The sequence below is a fragment of the Bacillus sp. FJAT-50079 genome (assembly GCF_018343515.1).
GTDB lineage: Bacteria > Bacillota > Bacilli > Bacillales > Bacillaceae_C > Lederbergia.
The window spans coordinates 289,784-315,462 of sequence record NZ_JAGYPD010000007.1 but is presented as its reverse complement, the minus strand read 5'-3'; the positions used below and the strand labels follow the sequence as shown (position 1 = coordinate 315,462).

The following is a 25,679-nucleotide window of genomic DNA, read 5'->3' as shown; positions in this document are numbered from 1 at the left end:
GATCTTTAGATAGTTACTTCCGATTATCTACCTTTTACTACCGATCTTTAGTCAGTTACTACCGATTATCGCTCCGTTACTTCCGATTTTGGCAGCTTTACTACCGATCATTCGATTTGTAAAATTATTTTCCCTATATGCTCACCCTTTTCTAATGCAAACTGAGCTTCTTTTACTTTTTTTAGTGGAAATACGTGATCAATATGTGGAAAAGCCTTTGTTCTAAGTAAAAATTGGACAACTTCATGAAAATCATGTAAATCGCCCATCCATGAGCCAGTAATTGTGATCTGTTTTCCGAAAATCAACCGTAAGTCGATCTCCGCAATCGGACCTGTTGTCACACCGCAAAAGGCAAGCCGCCCTCCCCGCTTTAACATTTTTAAGCTTTCATTAAATGTTTGGCGGCCAACATGATCTAAAACAAGATCTGCCCCCTCTTTATTCGTAAGGTCACGAATGTTTTTACCGATGTTTTCATCTCGTACAATAAATTTTACTTGTTCAAATCCCTTTTCTTTTAAAAAGCTGATCTTCTCCTTAGAACTTACGATGCCAATTACTTTTGCTCCAAATGATTGAGCGATAGAAAGGGCAGCATAGCCGAGTCCACCAGAGGCACCCCATATGACAACTGTATCTTTCGCTGTCATTTTTCCTTTTGTAACGAGTGCATTCCATGCTGTTACGTATGCAATCGGTACACCTGCCCAGCTTTCTAGTTCTTCATCCGTAATTTTTACAGCTCTTTTGCCTTGAATTTGGACATATTCGCAATAGCCCCCATCATTGTTATAGCCCAGAACTTCGAAATGCCGGCATAATGTTTCCCTTCCCTCAGAACAAGCAACACATTGACCACAACCTTTCCCGGGGTAAAGCACAACCGGATCATCAATAGATAGTCCATCTACCTCTTCTCCCAATTCTGTAACGACACCTACGACATCACTTCCTGAAATACGCGGAAGCTGTAAACGATCCCCAGTTCCTCCTTTGCGTAACCATATGTCTAAGTGGTTCAGACCACAGTATTTCACTTGAACTCTAATTTCATCGTTTCTCAATTTTGGCAGCGGGATATCTTCTTTATATAAAAGCTGTTCTACATCCCCATGCTCTTCAAGAACAATCCCATTCATCGTTCCATACATCCTTTTTCGACCTCCTAGCGGCGATCCTCAAAACGCTTTAATTTTGCCCTTGATCCATGGCCTGTTAACGGTCGCAATGAATCTTCCTCAACAATTTGCACATGGATTTTCACGCCGATTCGCCTTTTTAAGTCTGCTTCAATTTCTTGTTGCAGTGCTTGAGCATCACTACTAGCAAACTTTGGTTCTACTAAAATCGTCATCTCGTCACGATTAGCTACTTTTTCAACAAAACAAAAATATTCTCCATTTACTTTCGGATTTTTATTAATGATTTCACCGAGTGCTTCCGGCCAAACATTGATTCCACGTAATTTAACCATGTTATCGCTTCGCCCTTGGAAATAATCAATTTTCTTATGCCAGCTTCCACATGCACATTGCTTTATCTCATAGCTTGCTGAAATATCTTGGATGTTGTAGCGAATTTGCTGGGTGCCTGTTTTATAAAGCGCCGTAACTACGATGTTTCCACGATGGCCTGGCGGCAATGGCTCTCCTGTTTCAAAATCAACAACTTCGACGATAAATGCATCTTCAAAAATATGAAGTCCACTTTCTGCTTCGCATTCCGCGGCGACATATTGTACCTCATGGAACGCATAGGAATCATAAACTGGGATACCGAACATTTTCTCAACAGGCTCTTTATTTCCAAATGCGGACAAGGTCTTTAGCTTCAAATCAGTTTTCGGATCGAGCCCCATTTTAATCGCCGTATTCCCGATATGAACGAGGTAATCTGAAGTAGCTAAAATCGAAGACACACCAAATGTTTTTGCAAACTCCACTTGTTTTTCCGTCGGTGTTACCACACCTGTTCCAGTTGTAATCGGTGTACAGCCTAACCAATGCCAGAGGCCGTGGTCCATAATCCATGCTGCATTATGCGTGGAATAAGCCCATGAATTCATGACGGCATCGCCAGGTCGAATTCCATGTAAATAAAATGTTCTCGCACTTAATATCGCTCCTACTTCGCGATCCCAAGCAGAATAAATCGTTGGACGTGGCGCACCTGTTGTCCCCCCGCTCGTATAGAAACGGAGCGGTTCATGGGTCCCATCTTCAAAATGGTATTTTTGATAATCCCCGAATGGCGGATCGATCGCGATGCTATCGCGGATATCGTCAATCGTATATTGGGGGATCTTGTGCATATCCGCTAAGCTCTTTACATCACTTGGATGAAAATCATGCTTTTTCCATAATCGTTGAAAAAAAGGAATTTCAGCCCCGCGAGCCAAAGTTTCATGGAGACGTTTGAACTGTGTGCTTTCAATTTGATCTCTTCCCCACAGCCAGCCGCCATCCATATATTCAATCGGCGGTTCATACTCTTTTACTAATTCATCAAAATTGACTGATTTATAATAATAAGGAATTTGAGTTTTAGAGATTGTCATTTTGTTTCCTCCAAAGCTTAGTTTTGGAAAATCATTCAATCAATTACGCCTCAGTGTAATCGCGTTCAGATTTTTTCGAGCTCACTTTAAAAATCTCAACCTAAAGCAAAATTTGAATCAGCAAATCTTTTTGTACCAATACAGAAGCGCCAGATACAGAGAGGTTGAACTCCCTCTGCTTTTCATGAAACTGGGACAGAAGTCTTTTATCAAATCAAATTACGATCGCTAGCAACTGCAATTATCCCGCTGCGGAAATATAAATCGCTAAGGTATTGCATTGTCTGTCCACGAAATTGATTGCTTTAGTTATGTCCCAGCATCCACTTTTGCTGATTTGAGCTATAGAAGACAGTCTAGATTGGCAAATATGTTACACCTAGAATCCAGAGCACACCTACTATGATTAAAATTGGCAAACAATATCCTAAGAAATCCCGCACAGTAAGTTTCGTTCCCACCGCCATGATTGGCATAAATAATAACGCCCAAAATGGTTGAATTAAAGTGGTCCAAGCTTCTCCATAGTTTATCGCCATAATTGTGCGAGGAATATCCACTCCCAACTGTTCTGCCGCTGGTATAAACGCAGGAGCGGATGCGGTAAATAAAGAGCCCGCAGAAGGGATAAATAAATGAATAAAGCCTTCCATCAAAAATGTAAGCATAGGAAAGGTGTTCACTGTCGAAATACTTACTACCGCTGCGGAAAACACTTTTGCAAGGCCCGTTCCTGTTAAAATCGAGGCAATACCTCCATATAGAGGAAATTGAACCGCAATGGATGTACTAGCAGACAAGTGTTTTCCAAATCTTTTAGGATAATCTGTCGGATTTTTAATGATCATAAAACCAATAAACACCATTAGAAAGGCAATTGAATTTAAATTAATTCCCTGATATCCTTTCGTAAACAGGTGGTAAAACATGTAAATAACACCTAACAAACCAATTACCCAAATAATCGGACGATATTTATTAATACGATCGGCAAAGCTTAAACTTTCATCTTTCATTTCTTCTTTAATAACTTTCTGTTTTACATCGGTTTCCTCATCTTTAATTAGCAAATCATCATAGGAAACAATGACGGTTTTATTTTTTCCAATAAAGTAGAAGATCCCGGCGATCACAAACACCGTCGTTGTCATCAAAATAATATTCATCGGTGTAAAAATGGTTTGATCTAATGAGTAGACACCACCAAGAATTTCAGTTAGCGCTCCTTCTGTTGCGACAAATAACGGAATGGTCCCAGAAAGCCCTCCAACCCAGACAACAAAGGATGAGTAGGCAATTGCTGTCAGAAGTCGATAATCTACATCTTTATTCGTTTGTCCAATTGCGCGAGCATAAGTAGCAGCAACAACAGGACCGATATACCAGCCAAGCAATGATGCAAATCCACTAATAAACGCTGTCGATACATAAGCAGTTGTCGGTTTCTTAACAAGCTTAGCAAGCCGAGTAATTTGTTTTCCGACCGCTGGTGCTTCTACAATGACGAGTGCAGCTGCATACGTAAGAATTAATTGAAAGGCAAATGTGAACATCCAAGGAAATCCATCAAACCAAAAATTTAATATTTGCATTGGTCCGCTATCAGTTAATAAAAGAGCTAATACCATTGAGACAAGTGTTAGTAAAAGGGCAAAGATCATAGAGTCTGGAAAGTACCTGCTGTAACCCTCCGCAACCTTTTCCGATAAACTTAGTTTGGCGCTGCTTACGTCGTTCAGTTTTTTTGCATGAGAAGGTTGAGCCATGCAATACACCCCTTAACTTAAATTAGGAACTCCTCTTTATAAAGCGCTTTCAATCATATTTTTTTATGACAGCCTTTCCCTTAAATGAAAGGCTGTCGCTTTCAATTGCTTATTTACTAATTGGTGATCCACATACTCCACAATGCTTAAAGTGTTCAGGTATGTCTTTCGCGCCACATTCATGACAATCAAGCGACGGCGCCCCCCATAAATGCTCATATGAATCTCCGGAACTCATGCGCTCACGAAGCATTTTATAATCTGGTGCACGCTTCTCACTAAAGGCACGCATCGCTTCATGAGTTTCATAGTTTGCAGTGTGGACCGTGAGCCAATCACGCGCATGTCCGACCGTTAAATCAAGCGGCATCTTTTTCCAGAAGTTTGTTTGTTCCTTCGTATAACGCATACATTCTGGTAATTTATTTAATAGTTTCTTTGCCATCACTTCAACCGCGGCATCTAGCTCTTCATATGGAACGACTTGGTTCACAAGCCCCCACTCCAACGCTTTCTCTGCACTAATTTCTTCATTCAGCCACAAAATTTCACGTGCACGTCGATCCCCAACCATAATTGGCAGCCATTGTGTTGCACCACCAGCTGCTACACTTCCATGCGAGTTACCAACTTGACGGATATAGCCGTGATCAGCCATAATCGCCAAATCACAGTTCATATTAAACTCATTTCCACCGCCGACAACGATACCATTCAAGCGAGCAATTGTCGGTTTTCCGATATCAAGCAACTTTTTATGAGCATCTATAAATTGCCCCATCCATTTCCAATAATTACGCGGTCTTTCTAAAATTTCATTATTTTGCTCCTTCATATCGGCGCCTGTTGAAAATGCCTTATCTCCTGCTCCAGTTAATACTACAACCCCAACTTCATCATCCCATGATGCAATTTCAAACACACGCGTCATTTCCTGCAATGTTTGGAAATTTAAGCAATTATAGACTTCAGGTCGATTAATAGTAATGGTTGCGACACCGTCTTTTTTCTCATATAAAACATTTTGCAAATCTAACTCTCCTGGTTGTGGTGGATGTAAGAAGTGATGATCAAATGTCATAATTATTCCTCCTAAGTTGTATTTAATTAGTATTACTTGCAAGTTCCGTGCCAACAATAAAAAACACTCGAATCTTTTTCATCAGATTCAAGTGTAAACTGCTCTCATGAGTAACCGCCTTCATTTTTCAAAAAAATAATAAACGTTACATTTATTTTCATATTTATATCCATTCAGCTATCGCCTCTGTCCAATAAGTCAACAAACTTGTTTAGTTATTGAACATTAACTGTTTAAATTCTGAACATCTTATTTATTAATCGACTTTTTTCATCTTTTTCCATAATGTCGTTCTACTAATTCCTAAATGTTCGGCAAGTTCCGTCTGATTTCCTTCAAATCGTCTACTCATCGCATCAAAAATTTGTCGCTCCATTGCTGCTAAACTGCCAACTTTTATTCTCACATAATCATTTATTTCGGCTTCCACCTTTTCCACTACATGGATAGGCACTCGTCTTGGCAATAAGTGAATCATTTGCTCGTGAAACTGTGAACCGACAGCTACGGCTCTTTCAATAACATTCTCCAATTCTCTTATATTCCCTGGCCAATCATAATGGTGTAACATCCTTCTCGTTTCTTCAGTAATTAGCTTTATATTCCCTTGATGCTTTTTTAACAATGCATCGATGAGAAGATCAATATCTTCCTTGCGATCACGGAGTGGTGGCAGATGAATATGCAATATATTTAACCGATAATATAAATCGCTGCGAAATTCCTCTGTTTGAATTAGTTGTAGTAAATCTTTATTCGTCGCGGAAAGGACCCGAATATCGATTGGGATGATTCGCTCCCCGCCAATTCTGCGAACCTCTTTTTCTTGCAAAACCCTTAGTAATCTTGCTTGGAGCGCAGGGGTAATTTCACCGATTTCATCCAAAAATATTGTACCTCCATGCGCCATTTCGAATAGTCCTGGCTTTCCTCCTTTTTTGGCTCCTGTAAAGGCCCCATCCTCGTAACCAAATAGTTCACTTTCTAATAGATTTTCGGGTAAGGCGGCGCAATTAACTGCGATAAAAGGACCTGATTTCCTTTCACTCTCATTGTGTATGCTTTGAGCGATTAGTTCCTTACCTGTCCCACTCTCTCCATAGATTAATACATTACTATCTGACTTCGCATACGCCTTCGCTAACGAAATCATGCGTTCCATTACATCACTGCGATAAATAATCTCTTCAAATGTATATTTTGCATAAAAGCGGCGGTGGTATAACTCACTTCTCATTTTTGTATCATTTTGTAAAATTTCTTCCGCCTCTTGAAAATGAATAACCATTCCGTGTTGATCAAGACAAACACGATTAATCATATATTTTCGATTGCCATTTTTGATGACCTTCCGTGAAGCTGCTTTCGAATCACCAATCAATTTCTTAAAAAGGGGAAGATGAATATTTGTCAAATTCCGTCCGATGATATCAGATGGACGAATGTCCAAATGACGAGCGGCTACATCATTGCAAACTGTCACGATACCTTGGCGATCCGTTGCGATCACACCGGCGAACGCGTGTGAAATAACCGATTCTAAATGTTTTTGCTTTAGCTCCTCCTTTTCATATTGCTCCAATGATTCCTTCGCCCTCCAAAGAGCTTCACGAATCGAATCTGTTTGAGAAAATACGATAAATGACTGAACTCCTTTATTTCCGGCTGTCTTTGCCATGCATTCTGCTGTACCGACGATCGGACGCTGTTCACTCACTTCCGCCACTGTATGGATATGCTGTGCAATATCTTTCTCATTTTCGTATTCTTTTAATAAAATTTGAACTTGCAACATTTCTTTGATCGAATTTAAGTCCGTTCTTCCTCTATTCTCAACATGATCAATTAAAACGATTGTATCGTCGAGCTTTTTCGCCTCACTTAATGTTTTCATAATATCAAAATTCGTTACATCGATTTTAACGATTGGAATATCTAATTGTTGCTTTAAAAAATTGGCCGTCGCTCCACGAGCAATGATGACCTTAACTTGGTGCTCCTTTATCATCTTTTTTGCCTTATACAAGCCAGCTCTTAAAGCACCAACCTCAACGATAACCGGAATATGTAATGTTTTTGCTATTTCTTCTACTTCCTCTTTAAACTGTGAATACGGAGCAATGACACCAATCATGAACGCCACCTCTTTTACATTCGATACTCCCATCATATCAGAATTTTATGTAACTTCTGATATTCATTATTAAAAAAGTTTATCATGCCCCTTTAGTTATATTAGCAAAATGAGAAGCTAAAAAAGAGCCTTTTCCATTTGAACCCAAAAAAGAACAACCCGAAATAATCGGATTGTTCCATGCAAGAGTATTAATTTTTTCATTTTACGAGTTAAAATAAACGCAAATTCTGCAATTGCTTAATTGCTTAATCGGTATATCCATATCATAAATTTCCTTCAATGAATCCGACTGAATGATTTCTTCTGTCGGGCCATCTCTAACGACTCTACCGTTTTTCAACGCCACAATTCGATCAGAATAGACAGAAGCGAAGTTAATATCATGAAGAACAATCACAACGGTTTTGCCTAATTCATCGACAAGCCTGCGCAAGATTTTCATAATTTGAACAGAATGTTTCATATCAAGATTATTCAAAGGCTCATCAAGTAAAATATATTCCGTATCTTGCGCGATGACCATCGCAATAAAAGCACGTTGACGCTGCCCGCCGGAAAGCTCGTCTAAATAAGCATTCTCCATTTCAGTTAATTCCATATATTCTAGCGCTTGATTAACGATCTGCTCGTCTTTCTCGGTCAAACGCCCTTTTGAATATGGAAAGCGTCCAAATGAAACAAGTTCGCGAATCGTAAGCCTAACATTCATATAATTCGATTGCTTTAAAATTGAAACCCGCTTCGAAAAATCATTTGATTTCATTCCACGGACATTCGTCTTATCGACTAGCACCTCACCCGTATCCGCATCAAGCAAGCGACTAACCATTGAAAGCAATGTTGATTTCCCAGCCCCGTTCGGTCCGATAAACGATGTAATTTGTCCACGTTGAATATCGACGGTTACATCCTCAACAACCCGTTTTTTTCCATAAAACTTTGATAAGCTGCGAACTTGGATCATGTGGATCGACTCTCCTTAAGTAATAAATAGATGAAATAAATTCCACCGACAAAATTAATAATGACGCTTAATGTCGTTGAGAAGGTGAATACACGTTCAACGACCCATTGTCCCCCGATCAGTGCAATCACACTCATCGCAAATGCCCCTGTAATTAACACCGTATGTCTATATGTTTTGAAAAACTGATACGATAAGTTGGCAACAATTAAACCAAAAAAGGTAATCGGTCCAACAAGCGCTGTTGAAATTGATATTAATATAGCTGTAATAATGAGCATCCGCTTTACAAGTTTTTCATATGGAACACCTAAATTAATGGCAGTGTCCCTTCCTAATGATAGAACATCTAAATACTTGAGCGAGCTCCAATTAATCCCGACGATGAAAGCGATAAGTAATACTGATAGCCAGACAAGGTCACTATTCACATTATTAAAGCTAGCAAACATGCGATCTTGGACAATCTGAAACTCATTTGGGTCAATCAAAACTTGCAAAAATGTCGAAATGCTTGAGAAAAAGGTCCCAACAATAATTCCTACGAGAAGTAAGAAATAAATCGGCTGTCTTCCTCGTTTAAATAGAAGCTGATAAAGCAGTAAAGCGAAAATAATCATCGCCAGAACAGACAATAGAAAGTTTACTTGTTTATTAACGACCGTAATATGATCTGAGCCTAAAAAGAAGATCGCTAACGTTTGGATAAGTAAATAAAGTGAATCTAGCCCCATAATGCTCGGTGTTAAAATTCGATTATGAGTAATCGTTTGGAAAATAACCGTCGCATAGGAAATAGCCAGTCCCGTCAGCACCATCGCAGTCACTTTCATTCCTCGGCGTGGCAGCGCATAATCAAAGCTACCGTTTAACTCATGAAATAAATACAAACCACAGCATCCCACTGCGACCAGCACGAGAATGCCAATTTTTAACGAATTACGCATATGCCTTCCTCCGGAACAGTAAGTATAAGAATATTCCGCTGCCGATAACTCCCACCATTAAACTAATTGAAATTTCATATGGATAAATAAGCACTCGACCTAAAATATCACAAATGAGGAGGAAGATCGCACCAAGCAATGCAGTATGCGGCAATGTTTTTTGCAAATGGTCGCCTTTTATAATTGAAACGATATTCGGAATAATTAAACCAAGAAATGGAATCATCCCAACAGTCAATACGACCGTTGCTGTAATGAGAGCAACGAGGATTAAACCAATATTGACAATTCGTCTATATGCAAGTCCTAAGTTTTTGGAGAAATCCTCTCCCATTCCCGCTACGGTAAAACGGTTTGCATATAAATATGCAATAATTAAAATTGGAACACTAATATACAATAATTCATATCTACCTTTTAAAATCATTGAAAAATCGCCTTGTAACCAAGCCGACATGTTTTGGATCACATCTTTACGATAAGCAAAAAACGTCGTAACAGATGAAAGAATGTTTCCAAACATTAAACCGACGAGCGGGATAAAAATCGCATCCTTGAACTTGATTCGATCTAAAATTTGCATAAATAATAGCGTTCCACCAAGTGCAAACGCAAAAGCAACGAGCATTTTTTCTAACATCGTAGCATTCGCAAATAAAAGCATGGAAACAAGAATTCCAAGTCTTGTCGCATCAAGTGTCCCTGCCGTTGTCGGCGAAACAAACTTATTGCGGCTTAGTTGTTGCATAATAAGCCCCGCAATACTCATCCCCGCCCCCGCAAGCAAAATCGATACTAGCCTAGGGACACGACTAATTAAAAAAATCCGTGTTTCCTCTGATTGAAAATCAAGCAGGTCTAACGGTGTAATATTACTCACTCCTACAAACAAGGAGAGTAGTGAGCCCGCAATAAGGGCAATAATTAAATAAGTTATTCTCATAATAAGCTCCAGTAAAGTACTTTTGCATCAATAAAAAGCAAATGAAAATCATTATCACCTGCATCAATTCCATTATATCACTAGGGCCTTTCAAGTCAACAGAATGCTGATTATCATTATCAGCTCATTACAAACTATGACAAAAGTTCGACAATATAAAATGTGGAAAGTATACACCGTTGATTCCATTCTAGGCGGGTGGTGAGCCTCAGGCCAACAGGATATTGGTCACAAATCCGTTGGCTGCCACACGATTTGGCAACTTTTGCTTCGTTCCCTAAAATACGTCCTGCCTCCGTTAATTCCACAAGAGTCGCACCTTTCACTCCAATCAATTCGGTATACATCTGTTTAAAAACGATTTAAATGATCATCTTACATAGATTTCAAGAGCACTCCTGGACGTAGAGCCCTACTAAAAAAACTTTTAATATAGCTTTTTGTTTTGGTATTAGCTTACTGATTACGATAGAGTAATGGGGAAAAAGGAGTGGGCGGAAGTATTATTAAATAGGGCCCCCAGTTTGAAAAGGAATAATTTACCCTTTAAAGGATAAGGTGTCCATGCTATAATGTAAGCGCATTCATAATAAGAGGAGGTTGTTAAATGATTACATTCTTTGCAGCTATTCTTTTGTTAATTGTCAGCTATTTCACGTATGGTAAGTATGTTGAAAAAGTATTTGGAATGCAAGAAAAGCGAAAAACCCCCGCATACACAATGGCAGATGGATTGGACTATATTCCGATGGGGAAGCAGCGCAACTCCTTAATTCAACTACTAAACATTGCAGGAGTCGGACCTATCTTCGGACCAATCATGGGGGCTTTATACGGTCCAGTTGCTTTTCTTTGGATTGTGCTCGGAGCAATTTTCGCCGGGGCTGTTCATGATTATTTAACTGGCATGATTTCACTTAGAAACCGTGGTGCTCACTTACCGGAGCTTGCTGGTATGTTCCTTGGCAAAGCATTTAAACATGTTGTGAATGCTTTCTCACTTTTATTACTTATTTTAGTCGGAACCGTGTTTGTTACAGCGCCAGCTGAATTGCTTGGAGATTTAACAAAAGGCTGGATGTCCGTCGGGGTCTGGGTTGTCGTTATTTTCGCTTATTATATTTTAGCCACCCTCCTCCCTATTGACAAAATTATTGGGCGGCTTTATCCGATATTTGGACTTATTCTTTTAATTAGTGCAGTAGGAATTGGTGGTGCACTAGTTTTCCAAGGCCATACTATTCCAGAGTTGACGTTTGCAAATATGCATCCTGATAACATGCCAATTTTCCCCATTCTATTTATTACGATTGCATGCGGGGCTTTATCGGGATTCCACGCAACCCAATCGCCGATTATTTCTCGTACAACACAAAATGAATCACAAGGTCGCTATATTTTCTATGGAATGATGATCGCCGAAGCAATCATCGCTATGATTTGGGCTGCGGCTGCAATGGCGATTTTCAATGGTGCATCCTTAAATGAACTATTGGCAACCGTCGGACCTGCCGGAGTCGTTAAAGAAGTCTCCGTGACAACAATGGGTGCGATTTTTGGAACACTCGCTGTCCTTGGTGTCATTGTCTTACCAATTACATCTGGTGACACAGCATTTCGCAGTGCGCGAATGATTATTGCTGATTACATCGGTCTTGCTCAAAAGAAGTTCAGTAGCCGTATATGGATCGCTGCACCGATGTTTATCATTTCTATCATTCTTACGCAAATGGACTTTAATATTTTGTGGCGCTACTTTGCTTGGGCAAACCAAACAACAGCGATGATCGCATTATGGATTGGCGCAATGTATCTAGCCCTGCAAAAGAAAAATTACTGGATCGCTGCCATACCAGCCGCGTTCATTACAATGACAACATTCACATTTATACTCAATGCACAAATCGGTTTTCGATTGTCAATGAACCTATCTTATATTATTGCGGGGATCATCACTGCGATTATTATTGTCGGCTTCTTTATCGCCTTAAGAAGAAAACTTGAGGCACATGAAAAAGGGACCAATCCAATCATTCTTGATGATGGGTTAGGTAAGGTATCTTAACTAGAGGCTAAAATAAAATGAAGCAGGTAAAGAAAAATGATCATGCTTTTCTTTACCTGCTTTTCTATTTTTATGAAATTACAGCTTTCTAAGACAGTTTCATCATTATAGTTCCATAGAGTGTCCTTCAACTGAAGTTTGAAAGACAAATTTTGCTAATACTGGCGGGGTTTTGTCCTTGAGATCCGATTTATCGTGATCATTAGATTATTTAAACGCCATCGCCGCTTTCACCGCTTTTTTCCATCCACTATAAAGCTGGGTGCGTTTTTCCTCTGCCATTTCCGGATGGAAAGAACGATCTAAATCCCATTGCTTCATTATTTCCGATTTATCTTTCCAAAAACCAGTTGCTAATCCAGCCAAATAGGCGGCACCTAATGCTGTCGTTTCATTAATTACAGGGCGTTCAACCGGGACATGCAGTAAATCACTTTGAAATTGCATAAGGAAGTCATTTTTTACCGCACCACCATCTACCCTCAACGTTTTTACTGAAATGCCCGAGTCTGCTTCCATTGAGGCAAGCACATCCTTCGTTTGATAGGCTAGTGATTCCAATGTCGCTCGGATAAAATGCTCTTTTGATGTTCCTCGTGTTAGACCAAACACTGCCCCTCGCACATCACTGTCCCAATAAGGTGTACCAAGTCCAACAAACGCGGGCACGACATACACGCCATCGGATGATGTCACCCTCGTAGCATATGCTTCACTGTCTGCTGAGTTAGTGAACATTCTCAATCCATCGCGAAGCCATTGAATCGCTGAACCCGCAACAAAAATACTTCCTTCGAGTGCATATTCCACTTTACCATCAAGTCCCCAAGCGATCGTTGTTAGTAGGCCGTGATCGGATTTTACTGCCTTTTCACCTGTATTCATCAACATAAAGCAGCCTGTTCCGTATGTATTTTTGGCCATTCCACTTTCGAAACATGCTTGACCAAATAAGGCCGCTTGTTGATCTCCAGCAATTCCTGCAATTGGCGCTGAGTGACCAAAGAAATGGTAATCTACGGTATGTGCGTACACTTCGGATGAGGGCCGTACCTCTGGCAGCATCGAAGCTGGCACTCCTAATATATCAATCAGCTCCTCATCCCATTGTAGGTCATAAATATTGTACATCAATGTTCTTGACGCATTGGTATAATCAGTCACATGAGCTTTTCCACCTGATAGTTTCCAAATCAGCCATGTATCGATCGTTCCAAACAGCAAATCACCCTTTTCCGCTTTTTCCCTTGCGCCTTCCACATGATCTAAAATCCACTTTACTTTCGTTCCCGAAAAATAAGCATCAATGAGGAGACCTGTCTTTTCACGAAATAGATCGTTATAACCCTTTTCTTTTAACTCTTCACAGATAGCAGCCGTTTGCCTTGATTGCCAAACAATCGCATTATATATTGGGACTCCGGTATGTTTATCCCACACGACTGCCGTTTCCCGCTGATTTGTAATTCCGATTCCAGTTACCTGTTCCGGTTTTATATTTTTTTCTGAAAGCACACCAGCAATGACAGCTAAAACTGAACTCCAAATTTCGTTCGCATTATGCTCAACCCAGCCAGGCTGTGGGAAATATTGTGGGAATTCCCGTTGACACGTATGATAAATTTCACCTTTTTGGTTAAATAAAATAGCTCTTGAGCTCGTTGTTCCTTGATCTAGTGCTAGAATAAATTGTTCAGACATGTTTTTTCCTCCTATAAATTTTTCTTTTTATTTAATTATGCATTTTTTACTAGTTTATTATAAACCTCCGTTTTCTTTTCTTTGTTCACCGTTATTTGAGCTGCAAGTAAAAGTACAATTGTAATGGCACCTACAATCCAAAATGCAATATTATTTGTACCTTCAAAGACTTTTTGATAAAAGAGTGCACCAAATGAACCACCAATCATTGGGCCAACAATAGGGACCCAAGCATATCCCCAGTCTGATGACCCTTTCCTCGGAATGGGGAGGAAGAAATGAGCAATCCTTGGACCAAGATCTCGTGCCGGATTAATCGCATACCCAGTAGTTCCTCCTAAAGATAAACCAATGGCCACAATCAAAGCACCTACAATTAATGGATTTAATCCTTCTGTAAACTCATTTGCGCCAATTGTCAATAATCCGAGTAATAGAATAAAGGTTCCAATGATTTCGCTTACAAGATTTGATAATGGATGTCTGACCGCAGGTGATGTAGCAAAAACTGCCAACTTTGCTCCTTGATCTTCTGTTTGTTTCCAGTGAGGAAGATAATGGAAGTAAACGATAACCGCGCCTAATATTGCACCAATCATTTGAGCTAAAATATACATTGGTACATCGGACCAGGGAAATGATCCTACCGAAGCGAGTCCTACTGTAACTGCCGGATTTAAGTGGGCTCCACTATAATTTCCAACTGCGTATACCCCCATTGCAACCGCCAGCCCCCATCCAACAGCAATGACAATCCACCCTGAATTCTCGGCCTTGGACTTTTTCATTAATACACCACCGACAACTCCACCACCAAATATGATTAAAATCATCGTCCCTATTAATTCTCCAATAAATGGTGACATTCCTCTTCCTCCCCTTTATTCTTAATTTAGTAACTGAATAACTATGAAATTTAAAGCTATAAAAAAATCGATATGTCACCTCCAATTATTTGAGTCAACATAAAAAAGCCCACATTTAAATTCATCTACCAAACGTAGATGAGTAAATGTGGACTCCTCGACCCAATCACGAATATTAACTTGTTATTAGTGTAATCCATTTATATAATATTGTCAATATTATATATAATTTTTATTTTCGGAAATCTACTTATTGTTTATAGGTCCTTTCCATAATTCTGGATGAGATGTTGTTACCGCCTTTGCTCCGGCATTGATCGCATTTGCAACATCCGATAGTGTACGAATTAACCCGCCACTAATTACAGGTATCCCTGTTCTTGTTTGAACCTCACTGATCATACCTGGAATAATTCCAGGAAGCACTTCAATGAAATCTGGATTTGTCCGCTCGATAATCGAGTAACTCTTTTCCAAGGCAATCGTATCTAATAAAAAGGTTCTCTGAATAGCAAGTAACCCTTTTGCTTTTGCTTTAATGATCATATTAGATCGAGTAGATATGATACCTGCCGGATTAATATTATTACAAATATAATCTGCAGCATAATCATCTGTTTTTAACCCTTGAATCAAATCCGTATGCACTAACACTTTTTTATGATTCCTAGATGCAGTATCTATTATAGATTTTAGATTGCTAATGTGAACCTCAAGTAAAACCATATATTCAAATGGACTGTTTAATATTTTCTCAAATTGTCTTAAATCACGAAGTGCAGGTAGGATTTGTTGTCCATCAAATGACACTCTTATCCTCCTCTCTTTTAAATCGTATTTTTCAACCTAATTAACGGTTTATTTTAGTTACTGCTCTAACCTTTTCTGCTGTTGCAACCACCTGTTCCAACTCTTTACCTAGACCTGAAGCAACAACAGCTGCGTAGGAACCTTCTACTAATGGAGCATCAACAATTTTTATTGCTTTTAGATTATCCAGCATTTCAATCGCCAATTCCGCATTCATCCAAGCACTACCTAGATCAAATAAAAGGACTACACCTTTATCCGAATAAACACTTTCAATAGCTGCCTTTATTTCCATTGGATTCGTACCAATGTCACCATCAAATCCGCCAGACGCGGCAATTTTTACTTTCGGCTCCACTTGGTTTAGCAGCTCCTTTAACCCTTCTACTATTTTCCTGCTGTGAGAAACAAGTACAAGATTTACATATTTCAATGAAGACCTTCCTTTCAAAATACAACCTCATGTATTTTTAAAAACTTCTCTCATTGCTTTAAATATTAAATAGGAGGAAAATGCTCCTGGATCAATATGACCAATTGATCGCTCACCCAAATATGCTGCTCTCCCTTTCCTTGCTTCTAAATTGCCGGTATGCTCCATTTTATCTTTTAAAAATACAATCCATTTGTCCCAATCTAAACTCTCGCTCTCATTGAATAACATAGCAGGAGCATATTCCCAAACATCAACCATTGTTTTATCACCAATCTGGGCCTTGCCACGTAGCTTAATCGCTTCTAAAGATTCTTGCAAAAGGTATCCGAGCTCCTTTATAGATAAAGTTTCCTTCTCCTTTGCATATTGAGAAGCTTTTAAAAATGCACTTCCATATAGTGGACCTGATGCACCACCAACTTTAGTTATTAATGTCATAGCTACATCTTTAAATAATGAGCCTAGATCACTGTATTCTGAATCTCCTACTTTCTCTAGGACTTCCTGGAACCCTCGACTCATATTTAATCCATGATCCCCATCACCTATACTCTGATCTAATTCACTTAGCTCTCCTTTATGTGTCTGAACAAGTAGATTAATATTCTTCATCCATTCCTTCGCTTGCCTAACTCCAAATTCCGCCATTAAGTTAGCATCCTCTCTAATTAATTTTTAAATGCGATCGTATTCGCTTTTGCTTCTAATAATTTCGTTAATGATGCGTTTAATTTTAAAATTGAGATGGAGAAGCCAGCCATTTCTATTGCTGTCATATAATTACCAACGTAGGATGAATGTATTTTTATATTTTGTTCATGTAATTTTTCCGCCACTCGTTTAGCAACAACGTATAGTTCCATTAATGGAGTACTACCTAAACCATTAATCAATACTGCTGAATTTTCCATACCGAGTAAACCCTCTTCTTGAAGAACTTTTTCCAACAAAATATCTACCACTTGATCGGCTGAGAGAATTTTTGTTTTCTTTATTCCAGGTTCGCCATGTATTCCAATCCCAATTTCCATTTCATCATCTGATAATTCAAAACCCGGCTTTCCGATAGCAGGAATTATACAAGGGGACAGTGCCATCCCCATAGATTTAACATTTTGGATAACCTGTTTGGCTATTTCCTCTACCTCTTCTAATGAAGCTCCAGTTTCTGCTAATGCACCTGCAATTTTATGGATAAATACAGTACCCGCAATACCTCTTCTTCCACTTGTAAATGTACTATCTTCGACTGCGACATCATCATTAACGACTACTTTTGCCACCTTGATTCCGTCCGCTTCCGCAAGTTCAGCCGCCATTTCGAAATTTAAAACATCACCAGTATAGTTTTTTATAACAAGTAGTACCCCTTTTCCACTATCGACTTCTTTAATCGCTTCATAAATTTGGTCTGGTGTAGGAGAAGTAAATACTTCACCTGCAACAGCAGCATCTAACATCCCTTCTCCAACATACCCAGCATGTGAGGGCTCATGTCCACTCCCTCCTCCGCTGACAATACCTACTTTTCCTACAACAGGAGACCCCTTACGAACAATTACTGTAGTGCCAGGGATTCTTCTAATTAAATCAGAATGCGCTACTACCATTCCGTCTAACATTTCATCAACAACATCATTAGGATTGTTCAGTATTTTTTTCATTAAAATCCTCCTGTATTTATATATTTACTAATCTGCTTATCATTTTTTGAGACTCGATGAAGCAAGGTCAATTTCCTTTTCTAGTTCTTTTTCATATTGATTCCGTTTTTCTTCTGACCATTGATATATAATGGACATCTTATTAACCACCTCCTTTTTCCATGCTTTTACTATGCAAATATTAAATAGTAAATCCCCCGTTCTTCGAAAGAAAAAATCAACGGGGCTCATCGCCATTTCATGATAGATGGCATATTGCAATTGGGCATACAATCCTTTTGGCAATGAAACATCTCCTTCTGGCAAAAAAGAAAATACCTTGTTTACATTTGTCCCATAAACATTCGCTAACATCCTTCCTTCTTCCTTTGAAATTCCTAAATTTTCTGCTTCCTTTATTTTTGCTTGTAAAAATGAATCAAGGTTTTTAGATCCACCAATATCACCACCAGAGATCGGTAAGTTTTTTGTGACAGATATACCAGCCTCTCCATCCCCCGTTTCGCCCAATTGTTTCACAACTAAGTCCACAACTGTTTCAGCCATTTTCCGGTAACCAGTTAATTTTCCACCGGCAATCGTAATCAGGCCTTTCTCCGAAACCCAGATTTCATCCTTTCTCGATATTTCAGAAGGATCTTTTCCTTCTTCGTAAATAAGTGGCCTTACTCCCGCCCAGCTTGATTCGATGTCTTTTTCCTGCACGGTTAATTCTGGAAACATGTATCGAATGGCCCGTAATATATATTCTTTGTCTTCTTTTGATGCGTGAACTTTAGCGGGATCCCCATCGTAAAATGTATCGGTCGTCCCTACATACGTTTTTCCGGAACGTGGAATCGCAAATACCATGCGTCCATCCTCTGTGTCAAAATAAACAGCTTGTTGTAATGGAAATATCGATTGATCAAAAACAATATGAACCCCTTTAGATAGTTGCAAATGCTTTCCATTCTTCGAGCCATCCGCTTCCCGTAATTCATCGACCCATGGTCCAGCTGCATTCACGACTTTTTTCGCTCGAATGACCATTCGATTTCCTGTTATCCTGTCAATTACTTCAGCTCCAGACAGTTGATTTTGCTCGTCATATACAAATGAATCGACCTTTGCATAATTTACGGCAATCGCCCCTTTTTCAAACGCTGTTTTCATCACTTCAATTGTTAACCGCGCATCATCTGTTCGATATTCAACATAAAGCCCGCTTCCTAATAAACCGCCTTTTTTTACAAACGGAACTTTAGCGATCGTTTCCTCTCTCGAAAGCATTCTTCTTCTTTCTGATTTCTTCACTCCTGCTAAAAAATCATACATTCGTAATCCAAATGAAGTCGATAACCGTCCAAACGTCCCACCTTTATGAAATGGCAAGAGCATCCATTCCGGCGTAGTTACGTGCGGACCATTTTCATAAACAATCGCCCGCTCCTTGCCAAGGTCTGCTACTTCCTTAATTTCAAACTGCTTTAAATATCTTAATCCGCCATGAACAAGCTTTGTCGAACGACTTGATGTTCCCGAAGCAAAATCATGCATCTCCACCAACGCCGTTTTTAGTCCACGCGTCGCCGCATCGAGTGCAATCCCCGCTCCTGTTATCCCACCACCAATGATAAGCAAATCATATTGTTCACCTTGCATTTCATTAAGCAGCCGATTTCTTTCCAATCCCGAAAATCCAGCCATTTCCTTCTCCTCCTTATAAAAAAAGAGAGACCAAAACAAACACTATGGCATATTGCAATAATGTTGTTTTGGTCTCTCTTCGGCTCCAACCAGATTATTAACTTATAATTATCTTAGCACATTGAAACAGTAACGGTCTAGTCGAATCTTTTGTGCTTTTTCCTTGGATGTTGCGATGATAAAGAATGATCGTCAAAATTTCGGTTCTCATCTGCACATTATAGGTACAAACAACTAATGGTTTCTGTCTGACTTGTTAAAGTTTCGTATTCCTAAGTTAGAGAGTGAAGGTGAAAGGGTAGTGAAGAGATTATAAAGGAGGATAAAAAGTGAATAAGAAGATTTTTTGTTTGCTAGTATTTATAGCGATTACACTTTTCATCTTTCCAGTTAAAGAACGATTTGCCTTACAAGATGAATCATCATTATCATTTAAAGTAAATCATTTTACTGGGATGGATCATCATTGGACAATCATGAATCAATCGGATCAGCAAAGGAATTGGCTAAAAAAATTCAATAACCCCAATATTCCATTATGGGATTTTTATAAAATTCACGGGCTTCAATTGGCTCCGAAGCTAGGATTTGAGCAGAAGTTAGCGACTTTTAGCCAAGACTTCAATAAATCAATAAAGGTCGACAATGCACCTACTATACTCATTACCGAAGTTGTACCCGACACCGATAATTACGGAAATTATAATGCCTTTGAATACATTGAAATCTACAATAATAGCAATGAAGCAATTAACTTAAAAGGATATTCGATCTGGTCTGGAAATTGGAGAAAGAAAATTACGGATTCTATTTTCATCCAACCTTGGAATACACAATTATTTTGGACAAGGAGGGCGGAAATTCAGCATTTAACATTAGAAGCATTTAATAATCATTACTTTGCATCCTACCATGATAAATATTTAAGCGTTGAAAAAGTATATGGATTGGATAATATTGGCGGGTTAAGAAACAGTGGTTATCAAACTGTTACTATAAATGATCCACAAGGGGCTGAGGTGGTTAAGGCAGGTTATTCTGATGTTGATGTGTCATTAAACCATTCGATTGTTTATAGCTACCCAATAGATGGGAGTTTGATGATGGAAAAAATAAGCGGACATCAAAAACCTTCACCTGGATGGGTTAAAAATAATCAAGTCCCTCCGCGCCCTATATTGAAAAAGAGCCCACCAAGCATACTAGAAAATGTTCATGCTGTTCCGGGAAATGGAAAAATTAAGCTGACATGGAGCCCTAATAATGAAACAGATATATATCGATATCACATTTACAAAAATGGGATATGGGAATTTTCCGTTCCTCCCGAAAAACATACATTCATCTTATCCACATTAGCTGGAAACGTGGAATACACGCTTGAAGTAGCTGCGGAGGACATATCAGGAAATCTTTCAGAAAAATCCGCACCTCTAACGGTTAAACCATCTCATCAACTGATTACTCAGGAAGAAAGGTCTTTTATCGAAAAGGATCCAGCCTATCATAAGTTGTGGGATATCAGTAAAGATGGTCCCATTATTCCCGGCTTAGCACAGGATCTTATACCGCAGGGGATGACGTACTACGAGCCAAAAGATTGGTTGCTTATCGTCAATTATTTGGAGAACGATAGACCGAGTACGATAACGATAGTAGACGCAACGACCGAGGAATTGGTTAAATCTGTTTTGCTGTATAACAAAGACGGCTCACCATTTACAGGCCATGCCGGCGGGATAACAATCAGCAAGAACCATGTGTGGGTTTCCTCAGAGAATTCGTTGTACTCATTTACAATTAGTGATCTTATATCTGCTCCTAATAATGGAGAAATCTACTTCCAGTATCATATACCTGTCCCCGTCGATGCATCTTACACTTTTTACGATGAGAATATACTTTGGGTTGGGGAATTTTACGAAGAGAATGCCAATCCCACAGACCCTTCTCATCACCTAAAAACACGGACCGGAAAAACTCATTATGCTTGGATGATTGGCTTTGATTTACATTCGAATTCGGACATGCTTACCGATAAGCAGTGGAATAAGGCATCCGAGTTACCTGCAATTCCAGATTATATTTTTTCGACAACCGATAAAGTTCAGGGAGCGATCGTTCAAAAGGAAGGTGTAATATTAAGCACATCCTATGGCACGGATAATGATAGTGCACTCTATCGCTATAACAATCCATTAAAGGAAAAACCGTATGATTATATAACAATTGCTAATAAAGCTGTTCCCACCTGGTTTCTTGATGGTGCACAGTCGAAGCCACAAGGAAGTGTCGAGGCAATCCCAATGCCAGAAGGAATTGCTAATGTACAGTCTAAATACTTATACGTTGTATTTGAATCAGGGGCCAATAAATACCGTTATACTGCCACATCCCCAATGGATCACATGCTCATAATCGATAAAAAACAATTATTGAAAGAAGACAAGGTAGGACTTAAGAGGAAACGTAAATAGCTAGTAAACTAGTACCAATAGACGGGCATAATCGCAGCCAATCTATTGGTACAATTTTATTTCACACTAATGCCAACATCCGATCCAGCGCCAGCTTCGCATATTTTGTCACTTGCTCATCCACTTTAATTAAGTTATGCTCCTCGCCTTTTTCGATCGTTTCCAAGCACCAAGCAAGATGTGGCAAGTCAATTCGGTTCATCGTTAAGCAAGGGCACATATGCGGATTGAGTGAAATGATTTGCTTATCTGGATGCTGCTGAATGATCCGATTGACGAGATTCATTTCTGTTCCGATCGCCCACGCCGTCCCTGCCTCTGCTTTTTCAATTGTTTCGATAATATAATTTGTTGAGCCAGCCATATCCGAAACCGCCACGACTTCGCGGCTGCATTCTGGATGGACGATAATATTCATGTCGGGGTATTGACGACGCACATCCTCGACATTGGCCACTGTAAAATTTTCATGAACAGAGCAATGACCTTTCCACAAGATGACCTTCACTTTTTCCAGTGGTCCATCGTATTCTAATTCATCCTTGATTGGATTCCATACGGCCATTTCATCTAAACCTACACCTAGATTGAAAGCCGTATTCCTTCCGAGATGTTGGTCAGGTAAAAATAGTAATCTATCCTTTTGCGTAAACGCCCATTGAACCATTTTTTCTGCGTTTGAAGACGTAACGGTTGCCCCGCCATGAACGCCAACAAAAGATTTAATTGCAGCGGTTGAATTCACATATGTTAATGGAAGAATCGTTTCACCAAATAGGTTTTCTAGCTTTGTCCATGCCCGTTCCGTCTGATAAATATCAGCCATATCTGCCATCGAGCAGCCTGCTCGCATATCAGGCAAATACACCTTTTGATGTTCGGTCGTTAAAATATCCGCCGTTTCTGCCATAAAATGTACACCACAAAAAACAATATATTCTGCTTCTCGGTTTTCCTCGCATAATTGCGCAAGCTTCAGTGAATCCCCTGTTGCATCCGCATATTGAATGACTTCATCTTTTTGATAATGATGCCCAGGAATATATAATTTGCTGCCGAGTTTGTCTTTCACTGATTGAACGATTTTCTCCAATTCATCCGTGCCCATCTTTCGATATTGTTCAGGAAGAACATTCGATTGCTTCTCTAATGTTTGGAAAATATTCATACCCGCTCCGCCTCCTTGATTGTGACTTTTACACTTATATCTAATGATTGAACCGAATGCGTTAAAAACCCTAATGAAATGAAGTCAACACCCGTATCGCTGTACGATGCAAGCGTATCGAGTGTAATTCCGCCCGACGCTTCCGTAATGATGCTTTCAGGAACAAGCTCGATCCATTCTTTAATTTCGCTTGGCTCACGGTTATCAAACATAATGACATCTGCTCTCGCCTTTACTGCCTCCATCACTTGCTCCTTCGTTTCCGTCTCTACTTCAATTTTGACCATATGACCGACATTCGTTCGCACTGCCTCAATCGCATTTGTAATCGATCCGGCAAAAGAAATGTGATTATCTTTGATCATTGCTGCATCGTAAAGACCAAAACGGTGATTATAGCCGCCGCCACAGCGAACCGCATATTTTTCGAGCATTCTTAATCCCGGTGTCGTTTTTCTCGTATCACAAATTTTCGTATGGGAGCTATTTAAAATAGAGACGGCTTCTCGTGTCTTTGTCGCAATTCCGCTCATTCTTTGTACTAAGTTTAAGATGACGCGCTCCCCGTTTAAGAGTGTTGATACCGATCCATTTATCGTTGCAAGCACTTGCCCCTTTTCTACTCGCTCCCCGTCTTTAATGTTAAGTTCCACCTTCGTCGATGGATCAAGAATGCGATAACCCGTTTGAATGATTTCCTCACCACAGAAAATCCCATGATCTTTTGCAATAAATTGAACGATTCCTTGCTGATCTTCTGCAAAAATGTGAGAGGTCACATCTCCATCTCCAATATCCTCAATAAAAAATGGCTCAAGTAACCGCCGTAGCTTCAATTTGTTCACGCGCTCCATCCCCTTTTAAATTAATTTCCTTGCGCAGCCATAGGTGATCGTTTTCACATGGATAATCTTGGCGAAAATGCCCTCCCCTGCTTTCAGTTCGTTCCAAAGCGGCATCTGTAATTAATGACGCGGTAATAAGCATAAAAACTTGCGAGATATTTTCGTGAGGTAATTCAGCTAAATCTACGTTTTCGATCGAAAAGCTTTTTAACCATTGTTTTTGCCGTAATAACCCTTCTTGCGACCGCACAATTCCAACACGCTCCATCATCAAATGTTGAATATCTTGGATCGATGGTAAATTCTTTTGTACGGTAGCTTTCTTTCGTGAAAAAACATCGAAATTTATTTTCTCTTTACTTTGCTTATTTAAGTGTTCCGCAAGCATTTGGCCAAAAAACAATCCTTCTAACAGTGAATTGCTCGCAAGCCGATTCGCCCCATGCACTCCTGTACAGGCGACTTCCCCGATCGCATATAACCCTTTCAAGCTACTTCTTCCAAAAAGGTCGGTTTTAATGCCACCCATTAAAAAATGGCTGCCGGGAACGACCGGAATTTTATTTTTCTTTAAATCGATTCCATTATTTTTACAATTGGATGCGATTGTAGGAAATCGCTTTGAAAAATATTTCACATTTGAAATATCTAAAAAGATTTGTTTTCCTCGCTTTAAATAATCATAAATCGTCTGAGAAACGATATGTCTTGGAGCTAGGTCTGCCAAAGGATGAACATGTTCCATGATCAGCTTGCCTTCTTCTGTTACAAGTCTTCCACCTTCTCCACGCACAGCCTCTGAAATGAGCCCACGCGTTTTTCCATTTACATAGAGAAGGGTCGGATGAAATTGGATAAATTCCATATCGGAAATTTCCGCTCCTGCTTGGTATGCGAGCGCAATCCCATCACCAATAACCGGCTCCGCGTTCGATGTATAACGGTATAATTGTCCGCAGCCTCCAGTTGCAAGAACGATATGATCCGCAAAATAAGTTTCGATCTTGCCATCGGGCATTTTCCCTTTCACACCGATGCATCGTTCTCCTGCTGAATCGAGCAAAAGCTCAAACACATATACATTCTCAATTGTTTTTATGTTGTTATTTTGTGCAACCATGAAATCGATGATGGTTTTTCCTGTTGCATCACCGCCCCCGTGAATGATTCGCTTTTCGCTATGTGCGCCTTCCATTCCAAGTGCAAGCTCCCCATATTCATCTTTATCAAATACACATCCGTGATGAACAAGGTCACTAATAAGGTTTGGCGCCGCTTCGGTTAAGGCTCGCACAACCCCGGGGTGATTGTGATACCTACCCGCTTCGAGCGTATCGATAAAATGTTTTTCTGGATGATCATTCATTCCGATTGCCGCAGCAATTCCCCCTTGAGCCAAATAGGAATTACTATTTAGCTGCGACGACTTTGTGATAATCATCACATTTAAATCATCACGAAGCTTCCTTGCCAATTGCAAAGCCGCAATCCCACTTCCGATAATAATAACGTTGGAATACTTCATCATCCACCCCCATGATCTTACAACTGTCTTGACAC

The 25,679-nt window shown here is 39.6% G+C and carries 20 protein-coding genes; 2 read left to right on the top strand and 18 right to left on the bottom strand.

Features of this window, described 5'->3' with window-relative positions; all coding sequences use genetic code 11:
- Positions 1-107: 107 nt before the first annotated feature.
- From KHA95_RS19745 to KHA95_RS19710, 8 genes are all read right to left on the bottom strand, one after another.
- On the bottom strand, positions 108-1,154 hold the full coding sequence (locus KHA95_RS19745; protein ID WP_213139273.1) for a zinc-binding dehydrogenase: 1,047 nt from the start codon (positions 1,152-1,154) through the stop codon (positions 108-110).
- Between the two features lie 14 nt (positions 1,155-1,168).
- On the bottom strand, positions 1,169-2,560 hold the full coding sequence (locus KHA95_RS19740; protein WP_213139272.1) for a phenylacetate--CoA ligase family protein: 1,392 nt from the start codon (positions 2,558-2,560) through the stop codon (positions 1,169-1,171).
- Between the two features lie 356 nt (positions 2,561-2,916).
- Positions 2,917-4,326 (bottom strand): TIGR00366 family protein, encoded by a 1,410-nt coding sequence (locus KHA95_RS19735; RefSeq protein ID WP_213139271.1) that lies wholly within the window; start codon positions 4,324-4,326, stop codon positions 2,917-2,919.
- A 109-nt stretch (positions 4,327-4,435) separates the two neighbouring features.
- The gene (locus KHA95_RS19730) at positions 4,436-5,407 is read right to left on the bottom strand and encodes an enoyl-CoA hydratase/isomerase family protein (protein ID WP_213139270.1); all 972 of its coding nucleotides are present in this window, start codon (positions 5,405-5,407) and stop codon (positions 4,436-4,438) included.
- A gap of 256 nt (positions 5,408-5,663) precedes the next feature.
- Positions 5,664-7,541, bottom strand: coding sequence for a sigma 54-interacting transcriptional regulator (locus tag KHA95_RS19725; RefSeq protein WP_213139269.1), 1,878 nt, complete (start codon positions 7,539-7,541; stop codon positions 5,664-5,666).
- Between the two features lie 205 nt (positions 7,542-7,746).
- Complete coding sequence (locus KHA95_RS19720) at positions 7,747-8,508, bottom strand: iron ABC transporter ATP-binding protein (protein WP_213139268.1); 762 nt, start codon at positions 8,506-8,508, stop codon at positions 7,747-7,749.
- Positions 8,505-9,455 (bottom strand): iron chelate uptake ABC transporter family permease subunit, encoded by a 951-nt coding sequence (locus KHA95_RS19715; RefSeq protein WP_213139267.1) that lies wholly within the window; start codon positions 9,453-9,455, stop codon positions 8,505-8,507. Before KHA95_RS19715 ends, KHA95_RS19720 begins: the two co-directional genes overlap by 4 nt.
- Complete coding sequence (locus KHA95_RS19710; RefSeq protein WP_213139266.1) at positions 9,448-10,398, bottom strand: ABC transporter permease; 951 nt, start codon at positions 10,396-10,398, stop codon at positions 9,448-9,450. Before KHA95_RS19710 ends, KHA95_RS19715 begins: the two co-directional genes overlap by 8 nt.
- A gap of 607 nt (positions 10,399-11,005) precedes the next feature.
- Here KHA95_RS19710 and KHA95_RS19705 point away from each other — a divergent pair.
- Complete coding sequence (locus tag KHA95_RS19705) at positions 11,006-12,463, top strand: carbon starvation CstA family protein (protein WP_213139265.1); 1,458 nt, start codon at positions 11,006-11,008, stop codon at positions 12,461-12,463.
- A gap of 207 nt (positions 12,464-12,670) precedes the next feature.
- On the opposite strand, the gene glpK is transcribed toward KHA95_RS19705, so the two are convergent.
- The 7 genes from glpK to KHA95_RS19670 all read right to left on the bottom strand — a co-directional run bounded on the left by glpK (position 12,671) and on the right by KHA95_RS19670 (position 19,629).
- Positions 12,671-14,164 (bottom strand): glycerol kinase GlpK, encoded by a 1,494-nt coding sequence (gene glpK / locus KHA95_RS19700; protein ID WP_213139264.1) that lies wholly within the window; start codon positions 14,162-14,164, stop codon positions 12,671-12,673.
- A 35-nt stretch (positions 14,165-14,199) separates the two neighbouring features.
- On the bottom strand, positions 14,200-15,030 hold the full coding sequence (locus KHA95_RS19695; protein WP_213139263.1) for an MIP/aquaporin family protein: 831 nt from the start codon (positions 15,028-15,030) through the stop codon (positions 14,200-14,202).
- 246 nt (positions 15,031-15,276) lie between these two features.
- Positions 15,277-15,840 carry a glycerol-3-phosphate responsive antiterminator gene (locus KHA95_RS19690; protein ID WP_213139262.1) on the bottom strand — a complete coding sequence of 188 codons (564 nt, stop codon included), beginning with the start codon at positions 15,838-15,840 and terminating at the stop codon, positions 15,277-15,279.
- 40 nt (positions 15,841-15,880) lie between these two features.
- Entirely contained in the window at positions 15,881-16,273 is a 393-nt protein-coding gene (gene dhaM, locus KHA95_RS19685; RefSeq protein WP_213139261.1) for a dihydroxyacetone kinase phosphoryl donor subunit DhaM, read from the bottom strand.
- A gap of 27 nt (positions 16,274-16,300) precedes the next feature.
- Positions 16,301-16,924, bottom strand: a complete 624-nt coding sequence (gene dhaL, locus KHA95_RS19680) for a dihydroxyacetone kinase subunit DhaL (protein ID WP_213139260.1) — start codon at positions 16,922-16,924, stop codon at positions 16,301-16,303.
- Positions 16,925-16,944: 20 nt separating this feature from the next.
- On the bottom strand, positions 16,945-17,940 hold the full coding sequence (dhaK, locus tag KHA95_RS19675; protein WP_213139259.1) for a dihydroxyacetone kinase subunit DhaK: 996 nt from the start codon (positions 17,938-17,940) through the stop codon (positions 16,945-16,947).
- Positions 17,941-17,979: 39 nt separating this feature from the next.
- Positions 17,980-19,629, bottom strand: coding sequence for a glycerol-3-phosphate dehydrogenase/oxidase (locus tag KHA95_RS19670; RefSeq protein ID WP_213139258.1), 1,650 nt, complete (start codon positions 19,627-19,629; stop codon positions 17,980-17,982).
- Between the two features lie 329 nt (positions 19,630-19,958).
- Between KHA95_RS19670 and KHA95_RS19665 the strand changes: the two genes are divergently transcribed.
- The gene (locus tag KHA95_RS19665) at positions 19,959-22,106 is read left to right on the top strand and encodes a lamin tail domain-containing protein (RefSeq protein ID WP_213139257.1); all 2,148 of its coding nucleotides are present in this window, start codon (positions 19,959-19,961) and stop codon (positions 22,104-22,106) included.
- A 61-nt stretch (positions 22,107-22,167) separates the two neighbouring features.
- Here KHA95_RS19665 and nadA read toward each other — a convergent pair whose 3' ends face one another.
- From nadA to nadB, 3 genes are read right to left on the bottom strand one after another with little or no spacing between them, the layout of a single operon-like run.
- Positions 22,168-23,274 (bottom strand): quinolinate synthase NadA, encoded by a 1,107-nt coding sequence (gene nadA / locus KHA95_RS19660; RefSeq protein ID WP_213139256.1) that lies wholly within the window; start codon positions 23,272-23,274, stop codon positions 22,168-22,170.
- Positions 23,271-24,119: a carboxylating nicotinate-nucleotide diphosphorylase gene (nadC, locus tag KHA95_RS19655; RefSeq protein ID WP_213139255.1), complete on the bottom strand. Its 849-nt coding sequence runs from the start codon at positions 24,117-24,119 to the stop codon at positions 23,271-23,273. Before nadC ends, nadA begins: the two co-directional genes overlap by 4 nt.
- Positions 24,088-25,644 (bottom strand): L-aspartate oxidase, encoded by a 1,557-nt coding sequence (gene nadB / locus KHA95_RS19650; protein ID WP_213139254.1) that lies wholly within the window; start codon positions 25,642-25,644, stop codon positions 24,088-24,090. Before nadB ends, nadC begins: the two co-directional genes overlap by 32 nt.
- Positions 25,645-25,679: the final 35 nt, after the last annotated feature.